The following is a 15,948-nucleotide window of genomic DNA, read 5'->3' as shown; positions in this document are numbered from 1 at the left end:
TCGGCGGGGTCAGCGGCGGTTCAGCAGGGACAGCGTTCTGCGGGCCGCCGCCACCACTGCCGCGTCGATGAAGCTGCCGTCGGGGAGGGCCTGGGCGCCCTGTTCCGTGGTGGCTGCCTTGATGACCGTTTCCGCCTGTTCCAGTTCGGCCTCGGTCGGGAGATAGGCCCGTTCGATGATCGGGAGCTGCCGGGGGTGGATCGCGGCGCGGCCCAGGAACCCCAGGGCGCGGCCGTGGGCGCAGGAGGCGGCGAGGCCGTTGAGGTCGCGGGTGTCGGGGTGGACCGACTGGGGTGGCGGGGCGAGGCCCGCCGCCCGCGCCGCGACCACGATCCGGGAACGGGACCAGTCGAGGCCGATGTCGTCCCGTACCCCCAGGTCGGCCCGTAGGTCCGCCTCGCCCAGGGAGATGCCCCGCAGGGCGGGGTGGGCGGCGGCAATGGCGTAGGCGTGCTCGATCCCGAGGGCCGATTCGAGCAGGGCGTAGAGGGGGAGGCTGGCGGTCCGGGCCGCGAGATGGCGGATGTCCTCGGGGCCCGTGACCTTCGGGAGGCGGAGTCCGGCGAGGCCGGGGAGGGCGAGAAGGGCCTCGATGTCGGTCTGTGCCCAGGGGGTGTCCAGGGCGTTGATCCGGACGTGGACCGGGACCGGCTGCGGGCGGGCGAGGAGCTCGGCGGTGGCGGTACGGGCGTAGTCCTTGCGGTCGGGGGCGACCGCGTCCTCCAGATCGATCACCACCACGTCGGTTCCGGAGGCCAGCGCCTTGGCGACCACGTGCGGCCGGTCGCCGGGGACGTACAGCCAGGTCAGCGGGAACGGCACCGCGCTCATACGGCACCCTCCGCGCGCAGGGCCCGTACCTCGGCCGGGGTCAGGCCCAGCTCGGCCAGCACCTCGTCCGTGTCGGCGCCGTGCGGGCGGCCGGTCCAGCGGATCGCGCCGGGGGTGGCGGAGAGCCGGAAGAGGACGTTCTGCATGCGCAGGGGGCCCAGATCGGGGTCGGACACGGTCGTGATCGTGTTCAGCGCCTGGTACTGCGGGTCCTCCATGACGTCCCGCACGTCCTGGATCGGCGCCACCGCCGCCTCCGCCTTCTCGAACTCGGCCAGCACCTCGGCACGGGAGCGGACCGCGACCCAGCCGCCGACGGCCGCGTCGAGGACGTCGGCGTGCGCGGCCCGCCCCGCACCGGTCGCGAACCACGGCTCGTCGATCAGCTCCGGCCGCCCGACCAGGCACATCACGCGTTCGGCGATCGACTGGGCCGAGGTGGAGACGGCGACCCAGTCGCCGTCCGCCGTGCGGTAGGTGTTGCGCGGGGCGTTGTTGGCGGACCGGTTGCCGGTGCGTGCCTGGACGTAGCCGAGCTGGTCGTACCAGGTGGGCTGCGGGCCGAGGACGGCCAGGATCGGCTCGATGATCGCCATGTCGACGACCTGGCCCTCGCCGGTGCGGTCCCGGGCCGCGAGCGCGGTCATCACGGCGTACGCGGTGGCCAGCGCCGCGATGGAGTCGGCCAGCCCGAACGGGGGCAGCGTCGGTGGGGCGTCCGGTTCGCCGGTGATCGCCGCGAAGCCGCTCATCGCCTCGGCGAGGGTGCCGAAGCCGGGGCGGCGGGCGTAGGGGCCGAACTGGCCGAAGGCGGTGACCCGGGTCAGGACAAGGCGCGGGTTGGCGGCGGAGAGCTCCTCCCAGCCGAGGTCCCACTTCTCCAGGGTGCCGGGGCGGAAGTTCTCGATGATCACGTCGGCGGTGGCGGCCAGCCGCAGCAGCGTGGCACGGCCACCGGGCTTGGACAGGTCGAGGGTGAGGGTGCGCTTGTTGCGGCCGAGCAGTTTCCACCACAGGCCGACGCCCCCCTTGGCCGGGCCGTGGCCCCGGGAGGGGTCGGGCTTGGCGGGGTGCTCGACCTTGACGACCTCGGCGCCGAAGTCACCGAGGAAGGTGGCGGCGAGGGGGCCGGCGAAGAGGGTGGCCAGATCGAGGACGCGCAGACCGGTGAGGGGCGGGGACTGGGGGTGCGTCGCCGGACCTGTGGGTGCAGTGCGTGCTGTGGGCGTCATGGGCGTCATGGGCGACTCGGGTGTCGTGCTCATGCGGTGTACTGGGTTTCGATCTCCGGGCGGTACGGCATCGACTCCGTCGCCCCTTCCCGCTGCACGGAGATCGCCGCCGCGGCTGCCGCCCAGGACAGGGCCTCGCGGATCGGTTTCTCCTCGGCCAGGGCCACCGCGAGGGCGCCGACGAAGGTGTCGCCCGCGCCGGTCGAGTCGACGGCGGTCACCCGCGGAGCGGGGATGACGAGCGGGGCGGCGTCGCGGGTGAGGTAGAGGCTGCCGGCCGCGCCGAGGGTGACGACGACCCGCGGCACCTGGTCGAGGAGCGCCGCCGCGGCGTCGCGCGGGTCGGCGCGGTCGGTGAGGGTGGCCGCCTCCCGTTCGTTCGCCACCAGCAGGTCGACGTGGTCGAGGAGTTCGGACGGCAGCGGGCGGGCGGGGGACGGGGTGAGGACGGTCCGCACGCCGTGGCGGCGGGCGGCCTGCGCACCGGCCACGACCGCCGCGAGAGGGATCTCCAGCTGGAGCAGGAGCATGTCGGCGGAGGCGATGACGCCCTCGTCGCCGGGGGAGAGATGGTCGACGGTGCCGTTGGCGCCGGGGATCACGACGATCGCGTTGCCGCCCTCGTCGTCCACGACGATGTGCGCCGTGCCGGACGGACCCTCGATCGTGCGCAGCGAGTCCGTGTCCACGCCGGAGTGTTCGAGGGTCTCGCGCATCCGGGCACCGTAGGCGTCGTGGCCGACCGCGCCGATCATCGAGACGGTGGCGCCGGCGCGGGCGGCGGCGATCGCCTGGTTGGCGCCCTTGCCGCCGGGGATCGTCCGGAACGTCCGTCCGGTGACGGTCTCACCGAGCTGCGGGGCCCGCTCGGCGTACGCGACGAGGTCCATGTTCATGCTGCCGAGTACGGCGATGTGGGTCATGAGCGGGTCGCCTCCAGGTGGGTGAGGTGGGCGAGGGCGTCGAAGCCGGTGCCGTCGAAGCCGGCGACGGAAGTGGCGAGGCGGTTCTTGAGCGGGATCGTCCAGCGGTCGGGGAGCGCGTCGGGGTCCCCCGCGAGCAGCCCGGCCACGGAGCCGGCGGTCGCGCCGTTCGAGTCGGTGTCCCAGCCGCCGCTCACCGCCCGGCAGACGGAGCCGGTGAAGTCGCCGTCGGCGTGGGTGAGGGCGGCGGCGATCAGGGCGGTGTTGGGGACGGCGTGCACCCAGTGGTGGGTGGGGGAGTGGACGCGGTGCAGTTCGTCCACGACCGTCTCGAAGTCCTCGTGGGTCTCGGCCAGCCCGACCGCCCGCTCGATCGCCTGCGCCAGGCGGGACCGGGGCGGGATCACCGTCCGGCCGGCGCGCAGACAGGCGTGGACGTCGTGGGTGCCGGTGGCGGCGGTGGCGATGACGGTCGCCGTGAACATCGCCGCGTAGACGCCGTTGGCGGTGTGGGTGAGGGTGGCGTCCCGGTGCGCCTGCTCGGCCGCGGCGGCCGGGTCGCCGGGGTTGGTCCAGCCGTGCGCGTCGGCGCGGATGAGGGCGCCGATCCACTCCCGGAAGGGGTTGCGGTGGCGGGCGGTGTGCGGGGGTTCGATGCCGGTGAGGAGGTTGCGGTAGGCGACGCGTTCGGCGGTGAAGGTGCGGCCGGCGGGAAGCTCGTCGAGCCAGAGGGCGGCCACGTCGGCGGTGGTGAAGTCCCTGGTGTGGCGCTGGAGCAGGAGGAGGTTGAGGAGGGGGTAGTTGAGGTCGTCGTCCTCGGGCATGCCGTCGATGTTCTCGGCGAGGGAGGTGGGGGCCGAGCGGCGGTTCCAGGGGTGGGCGGCGAGGAGTTCGGCGGGGACGCCGTGGGCGGTGAAGTAGTGGTTCAGCGGCCAGTTGCCGGTGGCGTGGGCGAGTTCGCGGATCGCGTGCAGCGGAAGCTTCTCGACGGGTTTGCCGAGCAGACACCCGACGGCTCGGCCAAGCCAGGCGGCCTGGTACGCGCGGGGGGTGGGGGCGGGGGTGGGGACGCTTACCGGCGCTTGCAGGGTGCCGCTGCGCCCACCCGTGCCGCCCCAGCGGCACGACTGCCCGCAGCTGGGTCTTTGTCTTTCAGGGGCGCGGGGAACTGCGCGATCGGCCCCCACCGGGGCGCAGCCGTACGACGGCCACTCCGGGCACAGTGCCCGGATCGCTTCGAGATCCGTCGGCTCGTCCAACCTGCTCGGCAGGTCCGCGAGTTCGTCGAGGAGGTCTTCCGCGAGGCGGCGGAGATAGCGGGACGCCCGGTCCGGCGACGCGCCCGCACGGCTCGGCGCGTCCGCGCCGCCCGCCGCCCGCCAGCGCGCAGCGATCGCCGACGGCTCCCGCCCGTCCTGCCGGGCCTGGCACAGCTCGTGGCCGAGCAGGTCCTCCGGCTGGACCCAGGTCAGCCGGAGCAACTCGGACCTCCGAGGCGGACGAAGTGCTCCTCGTGGGCGCGGCGGCGTTCGATGTCGCGGGCGAAGACCTCCCGGGCCACCCCGGCCAGGACACGGGGCGGTTCCCAGAGGTCGAGGCGGCTGGCCTCGGCGACCCGCTTCGACCAGTCCTCGGGGACCGGCGAGCCCAGCGCCCCGGCGATCGCGCCGGCCATCGTCGCGATGGAGTCGCAGTCCCGGCCGTAGTTGACGGAACCGAGGACGGCGTGCCGGTAGTCGCCGTCGGCCACCAGCAACATGCCGAGGGCGACGGGGAGTTCCTCGATCGCGTGGAGGCGGGAGGGGCGGCGGGCGCCGAGGGAGGGGGACCGGTAGTGGGGGCCCACCGTGTCGTAGGGGGCGACCGCCTCGCGCACGGGGGTGAGCGCCGACTCGAAGTCGGAGTGCTGGGCGGCCGTTTCACAGACCCGTTCGATCGCCTCGCGGGTGCCGTCCTTCGCCACGGACAGGCAGACGCCGACCACGGAGTCCGTGGTCGCGCCGGACGCGGTCGCCGCCGCCACCGCCGCGGCGAAGACGCCCGCCGCCTCCCTGCCGTACGACGACTGGTGGGCGCCCGCGACGTCCAGGGCCTCGGCGTACGCGGCCCGCGGGTTCGCCGCGTTGACCAGGCCGACCGGGGCCATGTACATCGCGGCACCGCAGTTGACGATGTTGCCGACGCCGGCCTCGCGGGGGTCGACATGGCCGTAGTGGAGGCGGGCCGCCAGCCACTTCTCGGCGAGGAAGACCCGGTGGAGGGGGATGGTCTCCGTCTCCAGCTCCGGGATCCAGCGGGGGTTGGTCATCAGGTCGGGGACCAGGTGGTCGGCGACCGCGTACGCGTCGAGGTGGTCGCGGACCCTGGCGTACACCCGTACCAGCGCATGGGTCATCAAGGTGTCGTCGGTGACGTGCCCGTCGCCCTTGTGGTATGGCGCGATGGGGCGGGCGGTGCGCCAGGCGTCGCCGTTCCAGGGGCCGACGATGCCGTGGATCCGGCCGCCGTGGCGTTCGAGGATCTGGTCGGGGGAGTAGCCCTCGACCGGACCGCCGAGGGCGTCGCCGACGGCGGCCCCGACCAGTGCTCCGGTGATCCGGTCGTCGAGCGAAGCTCCGGTGTTTTCTTCTCCTTTGGGCGTCATGCACCGAATCATCCACCTGCATGGGCCGGTTGTGCGGCTTCCAGGAGTTCGGCGAGTTCCACCAGATCCGTGCCGGTGAGGCGGGGGAGGGCGCAGCCGGAGAGGGTGCGGCAGGCGTCCCGCCAGGACGGCGGGATCGCGGTCGCGCCGCCGAGGGCGCCGGTGAGCGCGCCGGCCAGGGCGGGGGCCGAGTCGGCGACCCGGGAGAGACAGGCGGCGGCGGGTACGGCCTCGGCGATCCGGCCCCGGGCGGCGGTGGCGAGGGCGAGGGCGACCGGGACGGTTTCCGCGGCGGCGATGCCGTAGCTGTAGACGTGGTCGACGATTTGGTGTTCGAGGAGGGGGAGCAGGGCGAACGCGGAGTCCGTGGTGCCGGCGAGGGTGAGGGCGTGCCGGGTGTTGCGGCCGATCTCGGTGGCCTCGGGGAGTTCGCCGAGGGCCGCGGCCACGCAGGTCTCGACCTCGGCGCCGACGAGGGCGAGGGCGAGGGCCGCGGCCATGGCCCGGGCGCCGTGCACGCCGTCGCCGTCCTGGGTGTAGCGGGCGTCGAACTCGGCGAGGTCGGCGGCGCGTCGGGGGTCGCCGGGGTGGGCGACGGCGAGGGCGCAGGCGCGGACGCAGGCGGCGTCGTCGAAGTAGTGCGGGTTGTCGTGGCCGGTGGCGGGCGGGCGCAGGCCGGCGGCGAGGTTGCCGAGGCCGGCGCGGACGGAGATGCGGGCGCGGAGGGGGAGTACGGCCGACTCGATCTCCGGGGCGCGTTCGGCCGCGGCGGCGACCTCGGAGGCGACGGCGGTCCAGGTGAGGTCGATGGCGGCGCGGGTACGGAGCTCGCGGCTGAGGTCGCCGAGGACGGTGTCGTCGCCGGCGCGCAGCACGGCTTCCGCGGCGAAGGCCGCCCACTCGGCGTCGTCGGAGGGGCCGAGGCGGAGGGGCTCGGGGGGCTGGTTGAGGGCGATGGGGACGGGGAGGGTGGTGGTCGCGTTCTGCTCGGCGAAGGTGTCGAGTTCGCGGGTGAGGCGGCGGGTCCATTCCGGCATCCGGGATGCGCGGTGCCGTGCGGAAGGCCATCCGGCGGCGTCGCCCGCGGCGAGGCCGAGCAGCAGCCCCTCGATACGCCGCCGCTTCACCGGAGCCCCTCGCTGCAGCCGGCCCCCAGGGGGCTCCGCCCCCTGGACCCCCAAGCCCTCGCCCACCCACCACCCGACTCGGTCGGCAGAGAAGCGGACGCCGGCGGCTGCGGCTCGGTGGGGATGAGCGCGACCGGTTCGGGGCGCGACTCGCTCTGCGGGAGGGCTGGCGCGGCGGGGTTCGGCTCGGTCCGCGGGTAGGCGGCCGGCTCGGTCTGCGGGAGGGCTGGCGCGGCGGGGTGCGGCTCGGTCCGCGGGTAGGCGGCCGGTTCGGGGTGCGGCTCGGTCTGCGGGAGGGCTGACGCGGTCGGGTGCGGCTCGCTCCGCGGGAGGGCTGGCGCGGCGGGGTGCGGCTCGGTCGGCGGGAGGGCGGCCGGTTCGGGGTGTGGCTCGGTTCGCGGGAGGGCTGGCGGGGCGGGGTGTGGCTCGGTCGGCGGGAGGGCGGCCGGTTCGGGGTGCGGCTCGGTTCGCGGGAGGGCTGGCGCGGCGGGGTGTGGCTCGGTGGTGATGGGGCCGGGTGGTTCGGGTCGTGGCTCGGTTGGGAGGAGGGTCGGTGGCGTGGGCTGTGGTTCGGCCGGGAGGAGGGGCGGTGGTGTGGGGTGTGGCTCGGTCTGCGGGAAGGTTCGGGGTGGGGGTTGTGGGGTCGTCTGTGTCGAGGCCGTGCTCAGCAGTAGTTCCGCTACCTCCAGGACGTGGTGGCCCGCCATCGACGGTAGGCAGCTGCCGCGGGCGGGGCCGATTGCCGCTGCCCACTCCGGGGGGATCGACGCTTCTCCCCGCGTCGCCCCGGCCAGCGCGCCGGCCACCGCGGCCGTGGTGTCCGCGTCGCGTCCCATGTTGACGGCGGTCAGTACCGCGTCCCGGAAGTCGCCGTCGGCCGCCGCGTACGCGCCGAAGGCCAGGGCCACCGCCTCCGGGGCCAGGTCGGTCCACGGGTAGCCGCCGATGACCACCGCGGAGCGGACCGCCCGTTCGCCGCGGTGGGCCACGGACACCGCGCGGCGCAGGGAACGGGCCGTCCAGGAGTCGTCGGGGACGACGGCGAGTGCGGCGGCCACCACCGCCGTCGGCGGGGCCCCGGCCATCGCCGCCGCGACCCCCGCCGCCACCGCCTGGCCGCCGTAGATGCCCTCGCCCTCGTGGCTCACCGAGCCGTCGACGGCGACGAGCCGGGCCGCCTCGGCGGGACGGCCCGCCGCGAAGACGCCGAAGGGGGCCGCCCGCATGGCGAGGCCGTCGCTCCAGGCGTGCCGGTGCTGCGCGGAGATGGGGGCGGCGAGGCCCCGGCGGAGGTTCTCCAGGGTGCCGCGTTCGCTGAAGCCCGCGCCCTTGAAGGGGCCCTCGGCGCGGTCGGCGATCCACTCGTGCCAGGCCGCCTCGACATGGGCCGGGGTGAGCGCGGAGCCGTGCCGGGCGAGGAGGAGGCCGGAGAAGATCGCGTACTCGGTGTCGTCCGTACCGGCGGGACGGTCGGTCACGTACCCCGTGATGCGGCCCCAGCGGGCGCGGATCTCGGAGGGCTTCATGTTCTCCGCCGGCGCCCCGAGCGCGTCTCCCACGGCCAGGCCAAGCAGCGCGCCCCGCGCCCGGTCGTGCAGCTCCGCAGCGCGCTCGTCGGGGGCGGGGACCGGCGGGGTGCAGACGATCGATGCCATGGGCGGGCCTCTCCGGGAGGGGCTTCGCGCGAGGGCGCGGAACCGTTTGCGGATGTGTCCCACCAACGGCGGTTGACCGCAGCCTGACCGGCCTCTACATCACCCGGTCGACATTTGTGCACACCCTCGCACGTGTGAGCGGGAAGCGGTAAAACCGCAGGTTAGCCGAGCCTTTCCTTGCTGGCGACGGGGAATGCCGGGGCGTAACGTCAGCGTTGTCGAAAGATAGAACTTGTCCAAACTTAGCTTTGCCTCAGCTTATTCGGGGCACACCGCGAGACCTTTTGGGGGACCCCTCATGGCCGTCATCGAGACGCAGGCGACTCTGCACGAAGCCCACCGCGACAACCACACCCACCGGGATGTGAACGGGGGCTGGCTGCGGCCCGCCGTCTTCGGTGCCATGGACGGGCTGGTCTCCAACCTCGCCCTGATGACCGGTGTGGCCGGCGGGGCCGTCGGCCACCACACCATCGTGATCACCGGGCTCGCGGGTCTTGCCGCCGGTGCTTTCTCGATGGCCGCCGGCGAGTACACCTCCGTCGCCTCGCAGCGCGAGCTCGTCGAGGCCGAGCTGGACGTCGAGCGCCGGGAGCTGCGCAGGCACCCGCAGGACGAGGAGGCCGAGCTGGCCGCGCTGTACGAGGCGCGGGGCGTCGAGCCGGCGCTGGCCCGGGAGGTCGCCCGGCAGCTGTCCGCCGACCCGGAGCAGGCGCTGGAGATACATGCCAGGGAGGAGCTGGGCATCGACCCCGGCGACCTGCCCTCGCCGCTGGTCGCCGCCGTCTCGTCCTTCGGGTCGTTCGCGCTGGGTGCGCTGCTGCCCGTGCTGCCGTTCCTGCTCGGCGCGACCGCGCTCTGGCCCGCCCTGCTGCTGGCCCTCGCCGGACTGTTCGGCTGCGGTGCCGTGGTGGCCAAGGTGACCGCGCGGACCTGGTGGTTCAGCGGTCTGCGGCAGCTCGCGCTGGGCGGCGCGGCGGCCGGTGTGACGTACGCCCTGGGCACCCTTTTCGGGACGGCCGTAGGATAGGGCGACTGGTAGCTATGCAGTGGACTGCATAAGTACCCGTTACTCGCTGGTTTCGAATGCTTAACCACTGGGCATGAGCCGTAAGCGCCGCAGGCAATGAGGCCTGCCATGCACCTGTGGGGTGGCGCGACGCTCACCCCCGCCCCTGCGGACCGATGGACACGGATCTGTCCGGATCGGTCCCCCACCACCTTCACCGCTTTGCGCGGTACCTCGCCGTAAACCCCTACGGCGTCCGCATGTTGGAACGGTGTATCCAGTTCCCGAGAACCGCTTCATCATGTAACCTGCGTGAAATTTCGCAACAAAAACGCAGAGGGCCAGCGTCGTCCCTCGGCACCTGCTATACGCCACTGACGACGACGGGAGAGCCGATGCGTACGCCGCGCCAGCCGTCCCAGCACTCCACGAACGGCCGAAACTGGTCGTTCATGGATGCTCGCCCTGCTGCGCAGGGTATGTACGACCCCCGCAACGAGCGCGACGCCTGTGGCGTCGGCTTCGTGGCCACCCTCACCGGCGAGGCGAGCCATGCGCTGGTCGAGCAGGCGCTCACGGTTCTGCGCAACCTGGAGCACCGCGGCGCGACCGGCTCCGAGCCCGACTCCGGAGACGGCGCCGGCCTGCTCTCCCAGGTGCCCGACGCCTTCTTCCGCGAGGTGGCCGGATTCGAGCTGCCCGCGGCAGGTTCGTACGCCGTCGGCATCGCCTTCCTGCCCGAGGACGGCACGCAGGACGCCGTCTCGCAGATCGAGACGATCGCGGCGGAGGAGGGCCTCACCGTCCTCGGCTGGCGCGAGGTTCCGGTCGCCCCGCAGCTGCTGGGCGCCACCGCCCGCTCCACCATGCCGGTCTTCCGGCAGGTTTTCGTCACCGACGGCGCCAGCGAGGGCATCGCGCTGGACCGCAGGGCGTTCGTGCTGCGCAAGCGCGCCGAGCGCGAGGCGGGCGTCTACTTCCCGTCCCTGTCCGCCCGGACGATCGTCTACAAGGGCATGCTGACCACCGGCCAGCTGGAGCCCTTCTTCCCGGACCTGTCCGACCGCCGCTTCGCATCCGCGATCGCGCTCGTGCACTCCCGGTTCTCCACGAACACCTTCCCGTCGTGGCCGCTCGCCCACCCCTACCGGTTCGTCGCCCACAACGGTGAGATCAACACCGTCAAGGGCAACCGCAACTGGATGCGGGCCCGCGAGTCGCAGCTGGTCTCCGACCTGTTCGGCCCGCAGGAGAAGCTGGACCGGGTCTTCCCGATCTGTACGCCCGACGCCTCGGACTCGGCCTCCTTCGACGAGGTGCTGGAGCTCCTGCACCTGGGCGGCCGTTCGCTGCCGCACTCCGTGCTGATGATGATCCCGGAGGCGTGGGAGAACCACGACTCCATGGACCCGGCCCGCCGCGCCTTCTACGGCTACCACTCCACGATGATGGAGCCCTGGGACGGCCCCGCCTGCGTCACCTTCACCGACGGCTCCCAGGTCGGCGCCGTTCTCGACCGCAACGGTCTGCGTCCCGGCCGCTACTGGGTCACCGACGAGGGCCTGGTCGTCCTCGGCTCCGAGGTCGGCGTCCTCGACATCGATCCCGCCAAGGTGGTCCGCAAGGGCCGGCTGCAGCCCGGCCGGATGTTCCTCGTCGACACCGTCGAGCACCGCATCATCGAGGACGACGAGATCAAGGCGGGCCTCGCCGCCGCGCAGCCGTACGCGGAGTGGCTGGAGGCCGGCGAGATCGAGCTGGGCGACCTGCCCGAGCGCGAGCACATCGTGCACACCCACGCCTCGGTCACCCGCCGCCAGCAGACCTTCGGCTACACCGAGGAAGAGCTGCGCGTCCTCCTCGCGCCGATGGCCAAGGCCGGTGCCGAGCCGATCGGCTCCATGGGCACCGACTCGCCGATCGCCGCGCTGAGCGAGCGCCCCCGGCTGCTCTTCGACTACTTCACCCAGCTGTTCGCGCAGGTCACCAACCCGCCGCTGGACGCGATCCGCGAAGAGCTCGTCACCTCGCTGCGCTCGTCCCTCGGCCCCGCGGGCAACCTGCTCGACCCGAACGCCGCCTCCTGCCGCTCGGTCGTGCTGCCCTTCCCGGTGATCGACAACGACGAGCTGGCCAAGCTCATCCACATCAACGCCGACGGCGACATGCCCGGCTTCAAGGCCGCGACCCTGTCCGGCCTGTACCGGGTCTCCGGCGGCGGCGACTCCCTCGCCGCGCGCATCGAGGAGATCTGCGCCGAGGCCGACGCGGCCATCGAGAACGGCGCCCGGCTGATCGTCCTGTCGGACCGCCACTCGGACGCCGAGCACGCGCCGATCCCCTCGCTGCTGCTCACCGCGGCCGTCCACCACCACCTCATCCGCACCAAGCAGCGCACCCACGTGGGCCTGCTCGTCGAGGCCGGTGACGTCCGCGAGGTCCACCACGTCGCCCTGCTGATCGGGTTCGGCGCCGCCGCCGTCAACCCGTACCTGGCCATGGAGTCCGTCGAGGACCTGACCCGCGCGGGCACCTTCCTGCCGGGCATGGAGGCCGACCAGGCCATCCGCAACCTGATCTACGCGCTCGGCAAGGGTGTCCTGAAGGTCATGTCCAAGATGGGCATCTCCACGGTCGCCTCCTACCGCGGCGCCCAGGTCTTCGAGGCCGTCGGTCTCGAAGCCGGCTTCGTCGACAAGTACTTCAACGGCACCGCCTCCAAGATCGGCGGCGTCGGCCTCGACGTCATCGCCAAGGAGGTCGCCGCCCGCCACGCCAAGGCCTACCCGGCCTCCGGCATCGCGCCTGCCCACCGCGCCCTGGAGATAGGGGGCGAGTACCAGTGGCGCCGCGAGGGCGAGCCGCACCTGTTCGACCCGGAGACGGTCTTCCGCCTCCAGCACTCGACCCGTGCCAACCGCTACGACATCTTCAAGAAGTACACGGACCGCGTGAACGAGCAGTCCGAGCGGCTGATGACGCTCCGCGGCCTCTTCGGCTTCAAGAGCGACCGCCCGTCGATCTCCGTCGACGAGGTCGAGCCGGTCTCCGAGATCGTCAAGCGGTTCTCCACCGGCGCCATGTCCTACGGCTCCATCTCGCGCGAGGCCCACGAGACCCTCGCCATCGCCATGAACCAGCTGGGCGGCAAGTCCAACACCGGTGAGGGCGGCGAGGACCCGGACCGCCTCTACGACCCGGCCCGCCGGTCCGCCATCAAGCAGGTCGCCTCCGGCCGCTTCGGCGTCACCTCCGAGTACCTGGTCAACGCGGACGACATCCAGATCAAGATGGCCCAGGGCGCCAAGCCCGGCGAGGGCGGCCAGCTGCCCGGCCACAAGGTCTACCCGTGGGTCGCCAAGACCCGGCACTCCACCCCGGGCGTCGGCCTGATCTCCCCGCCGCCGCACCACGACATCTACTCCATCGAGGACCTGGCCCAGCTGATCCACGACCTGAAGAACGCGAACCCGCAGGCGCGGATTCACGTCAAGCTGGTCTCCGAGGTCGGCGTCGGCACGGTCGCGGCCGGTGTGTCCAAGGCGCACGCGGACGTCGTGCTCATCTCCGGCCACGACGGCGGTACGGGCGCCTCCCCGCTGACCTCGCTGAAGCACGCGGGCGGCCCCTGGGAGCTGGGCCTCGCCGAGACCCAGCAGACCCTGCTGCTCAACGGCCTGCGCGACCGGATCGTCGTGCAGACCGACGGCCAGCTGAAGACCGGCCGTGACGTGGTCATCGCCGCGCTGCTCGGCGCCGAGGAGTTCGGTTTCGCGACCGCGCCGCTCGTCGTCTCCGGCTGCATCATGATGCGCGTCTGCCACCTCGACACCTGCCCGGTCGGCGTCGCCACCCAGAACCCGGTGCTGCGCGACCGCTTCTCCGGCAAGGCCGAGTACGTCGTGAACTTCTTCAGGTTCATCGCCGAGGAGGTCCGCGAGATCCTCGCCGAGCTGGGCTTCCGCACCATCGAGGAGGCCGTCGGCCACGCGGAGGCGCTCGACGTCACCCGTGCCGTGAACCACTGGAAGGCGCAGGGCCTGGACCTGGCCCCGCTCTTCTACGTGCCCGAGCTGCCCGAGGGCGCCGCCCTGCACCGGACGATCGCGCAGGACCACGGCCTGGAGAAGGCCCTGGACAACGAGCTGATCAAGCTCGCCTCCGACGCCCTGGCCGCCTCCAGCGCCACCGACGCCCAGCCGGTGCGCGCCCAGATCAAGGTGCGCAACATCAACCGCACGGTCGGCACCATGCTCGGCCACGAGGTGACGAAGAAGTTCGGCGGCGCGGGTCTGCCCGACGACACCATCGACATCACCTTCACCGGCTCGGCCGGCCAGTCCTTCGGCGCCTTCCTGCCGCGCGGTGTCACGCTCCGTCTGGAGGGCGACGCCAACGACTACGTCGGCAAGGGCCTCTCCGGCGGCCGGGTCATCGTCCGTCCGGACCGGGCGGCCGACCACCTCGCCGAGTACTCCACCATCGCGGGCAACACCATCGCGTACGGCGCGACCGGCGGCGAGCTGTTCCTGCGCGGCCGGACCGGCGAGCGGTTCTGCGTCCGCAACTCCGGCGCCCTGGTGGTCTCGGAGGGCGTGGGCGACCACGGCTGCGAGTACATGACCGGCGGTCACGCGGTGGTCCTCGGCGAGACGGGCCGCAACTTCGCGGCCGGCATGTCGGGCGGTGTCGCCTACGTGATCGACCTGAACGTCGACAACGTCAACGTCGGCAACGTCAGCGCCGTCGAGGCGCTCGACGACACCGACAAGCAGTGGCTGCACGACGTGGTGCGCCGGCACGCCGAGGACACCGGCTCGACGGTCGCTGAGAAGCTGCTCGCCGACTGGGACGTGGCCGTGCAGCGGTTCAGCAAGATCATCCCCAGCACGTACAAGGCAGTGCTCGCCGCCAAGGACGCCGCCGAGCGAGCCGGTCTCTCCGAGACCGAGACCCACGAGAAGATGATGGAGGCGGCGATCAATGGCTGACCCGAAGGGCTTCCTGAACCACGGCCGTGAGGTCGCCAAGACCCGCCCCGTCGCCGACCGCGTCCGGGACTGGAACGAGGTCTACGTCCCGGGTTCGCTGCTGCCGATCATCAGCAAGCAGGCCAGCCGCTGCATGGACTGCGGCATCCCGTTCTGCCACAACGGCTGTCCGCTCGGGAACCTGATCCCCGAGTGGAACGACTTCGCCTACCGCGAGGACTGGCCGGCCGCCTCCGAGCGCCTGCACGCCACGAACAACTTCCCGGAGTTCACGGGCCGCCTGTGCCCGGCCCCGTGCGAGTCGGCGTGCGTGCTCGGCATCAACCAGCCGGCCGTCACCATCAAGAACGTCGAGGTCTCCATCATCGACCAGGCGTGGGAGGCGGGCACGGTCGCTCCGCAGGCCCCCGAGCGCCTGTCGGGCAAGACCGTCGCCGTCATCGGCTCGGGCCCCGCGGGCCTGGCCGCCGCCCAGCAGCTGACCCGGGCCGGCCACACGGTCGCCGTCTACGAGCGCGCCGACCGCATCGGCGGCCTGCTCCGCTACGGCATCCCCGAGTTCAAGATGGAGAAGCGGCACATCAACCGCCGTATCGAGCAGATGCGCGCGGAGGGCACCCGCTTCCGTACCGGCATCGAGATCGGCGTCGACCTCAAGGCGACCGACCTGAAGAAGCGGTACGACGCGGTCGTCATCGCCGCCGGCGCCACCACCGCCCGTGATCTCCCCGTCCCCGGGCGGGAGTTGAAGGGCGTGTACCAGGCGATGGAGTACCTGCCGCTCGCCAACAAGGTCCAGGAGGGCGACTACGTGGTGTCGCCCGTCTCGGCCGAGGGCAAGCACGTCGTCGTGATCGGCGGCGGCGACACCGGCGCGGACTGCGTGGGCACCGCCCACCGCCAGGGCGCGGCCTCCGTCACCCAGCTGGAGATCATGCCCCGGCCGGGCGAGGACCGCGCGCCGAACCAGCCCTGGCCGACCTTCCCGATGCTCTACAAGGTCACCAGTGCGCACGAGGAGGGCGGCGAGCGGGTCTACTCCGTCTCCACCACCCACTTCGAGGGCGACGAGGAAGGCAACGTCCAGTGGCTGCACCTCACCGAGGTGGAGTTCATCGACGGCAAGCTGACCTCGAAGCCGGGCACCGAGCGCAAGATCCCCGCCCAGCTGGTCACCCTCGCCATGGGCTTCACCGGCACCGACCGGGTGAACGGCGTGGTCGACCAGTTCGGTCTCGAACTCGACGAGCGCGGCAACGTCGCCCGCGACGCCGACTTCCAGACCAACGTGCCGGGCGTCTTCGTCGCCGGTGACGCGGGCCGCGGCCAGTCCCTGATCGTCTGGGCGATCGCCGAGGGCCGCTCGGCCGCCAAGGGCGTCGACCGCTTCCTCACCGGGGCGAGCGACCTGCCGGCCCCGATCCGCCCGACGGACCGCTCGCTGATGGTCTGACCCGCCTCCCCCAAGACGTCCCGTACAAAGGCGTACGGAACACTGACGGCGCCTGCCCCACAGTCCCCGACCGGACGATGGGC

The 15,948-nt window shown here is 72.7% G+C and carries 9 protein-coding genes and 1 pseudogene; 3 read left to right on the top strand and 7 right to left on the bottom strand.

Going from position 1 to position 15,948, the window contains the following annotated elements; genetic code table 11:
• Positions 1-9 precede the first annotated feature (9 nt).
• The 7 genes and pseudogenes from AB0D74_RS07655 to AB0D74_RS07625 form a co-directional block, all read right to left on the bottom strand.
• Positions 10-831, bottom strand: a complete 822-nt coding sequence (locus tag AB0D74_RS07655) for a CoA ester lyase (RefSeq protein WP_362581563.1) — start codon at positions 829-831, stop codon at positions 10-12.
• A complete protein-coding gene (locus AB0D74_RS07650) occupies positions 828-2,063 on the bottom strand; it encodes a CoA transferase (protein ID WP_362581941.1) in 1,236 nt (411 codons plus the stop codon). Before AB0D74_RS07650 ends, AB0D74_RS07655 begins: the two co-directional genes overlap by 4 nt.
• Positions 2,064-2,092: 29 nt before the next feature.
• The gene (gene rbsK / locus AB0D74_RS07645) at positions 2,093-2,986 is read right to left on the bottom strand and encodes a ribokinase (RefSeq protein WP_362581561.1); all 894 of its coding nucleotides are present in this window, start codon (positions 2,984-2,986) and stop codon (positions 2,093-2,095) included.
• Entirely contained in the window at positions 2,983-4,467 is a 1,485-nt protein-coding gene (locus AB0D74_RS07640) for an ADP-ribosylglycohydrolase family protein (protein ID WP_362581559.1), read from the bottom strand. Before AB0D74_RS07640 ends, rbsK begins: the two co-directional genes overlap by 4 nt.
• Positions 4,455-5,630 carry an ADP-ribosylglycohydrolase family protein gene (locus AB0D74_RS07635; protein WP_362581557.1) on the bottom strand — a complete coding sequence of 392 codons (1,176 nt, stop codon included), beginning with the start codon at positions 5,628-5,630 and terminating at the stop codon, positions 4,455-4,457. The genes AB0D74_RS07640 and AB0D74_RS07635 overlap by 13 nt, the downstream gene beginning before the upstream one ends.
• Before the next feature lie 8 nt (positions 5,631-5,638).
• Complete coding sequence (locus tag AB0D74_RS07630; RefSeq protein ID WP_362581555.1) at positions 5,639-6,823, bottom strand: ADP-ribosylglycohydrolase family protein; 1,185 nt, start codon at positions 6,821-6,823, stop codon at positions 5,639-5,641.
• Positions 6,824-7,425: 602 nt separating this feature from the next.
• Positions 7,426-8,412, bottom strand: a pseudogene (locus tag AB0D74_RS07625) (ADP-ribosylglycohydrolase family protein); the annotation flags it as partial.
• Positions 8,413-8,710: 298 nt separating this feature from the next.
• On the opposite strand from AB0D74_RS07625, the gene AB0D74_RS07620 reads away from it, so the two are divergent.
• The 3 genes from AB0D74_RS07620 (at position 8,711) to AB0D74_RS07610 (ending at position 15,865) form a co-directional block, all read left to right on the top strand.
• On the top strand, positions 8,711-9,442 hold the full coding sequence (locus tag AB0D74_RS07620; RefSeq protein WP_362581553.1) for a VIT1/CCC1 transporter family protein: 732 nt from the start codon (positions 8,711-8,713) through the stop codon (positions 9,440-9,442).
• Between the two features lie 431 nt (positions 9,443-9,873).
• Complete coding sequence (gene gltB / locus AB0D74_RS07615) at positions 9,874-14,412, top strand: glutamate synthase large subunit (protein WP_362581551.1); 4,539 nt, start codon at positions 9,874-9,876, stop codon at positions 14,410-14,412.
• A complete protein-coding gene (locus AB0D74_RS07610) occupies positions 14,405-15,865 on the top strand; it encodes a glutamate synthase subunit beta (protein WP_362581549.1) in 1,461 nt (486 codons plus the stop codon). Before gltB ends, AB0D74_RS07610 begins: the two co-directional genes overlap by 8 nt.
• Positions 15,866-15,948 lie beyond the last annotated feature (83 nt).

Origin of the sequence: Streptomyces sp. NPDC048278, from assembly GCF_040652195.1 — a bacterium.
In the GTDB taxonomy this organism is placed as follows: Bacteria; Actinomycetota; Actinomycetes; order Streptomycetales; family Streptomycetaceae; genus Streptomyces.
The sequence above is the reverse complement of the archived record's forward strand: the minus strand, read 5'-3'. Positions and strand labels throughout refer to the sequence as shown.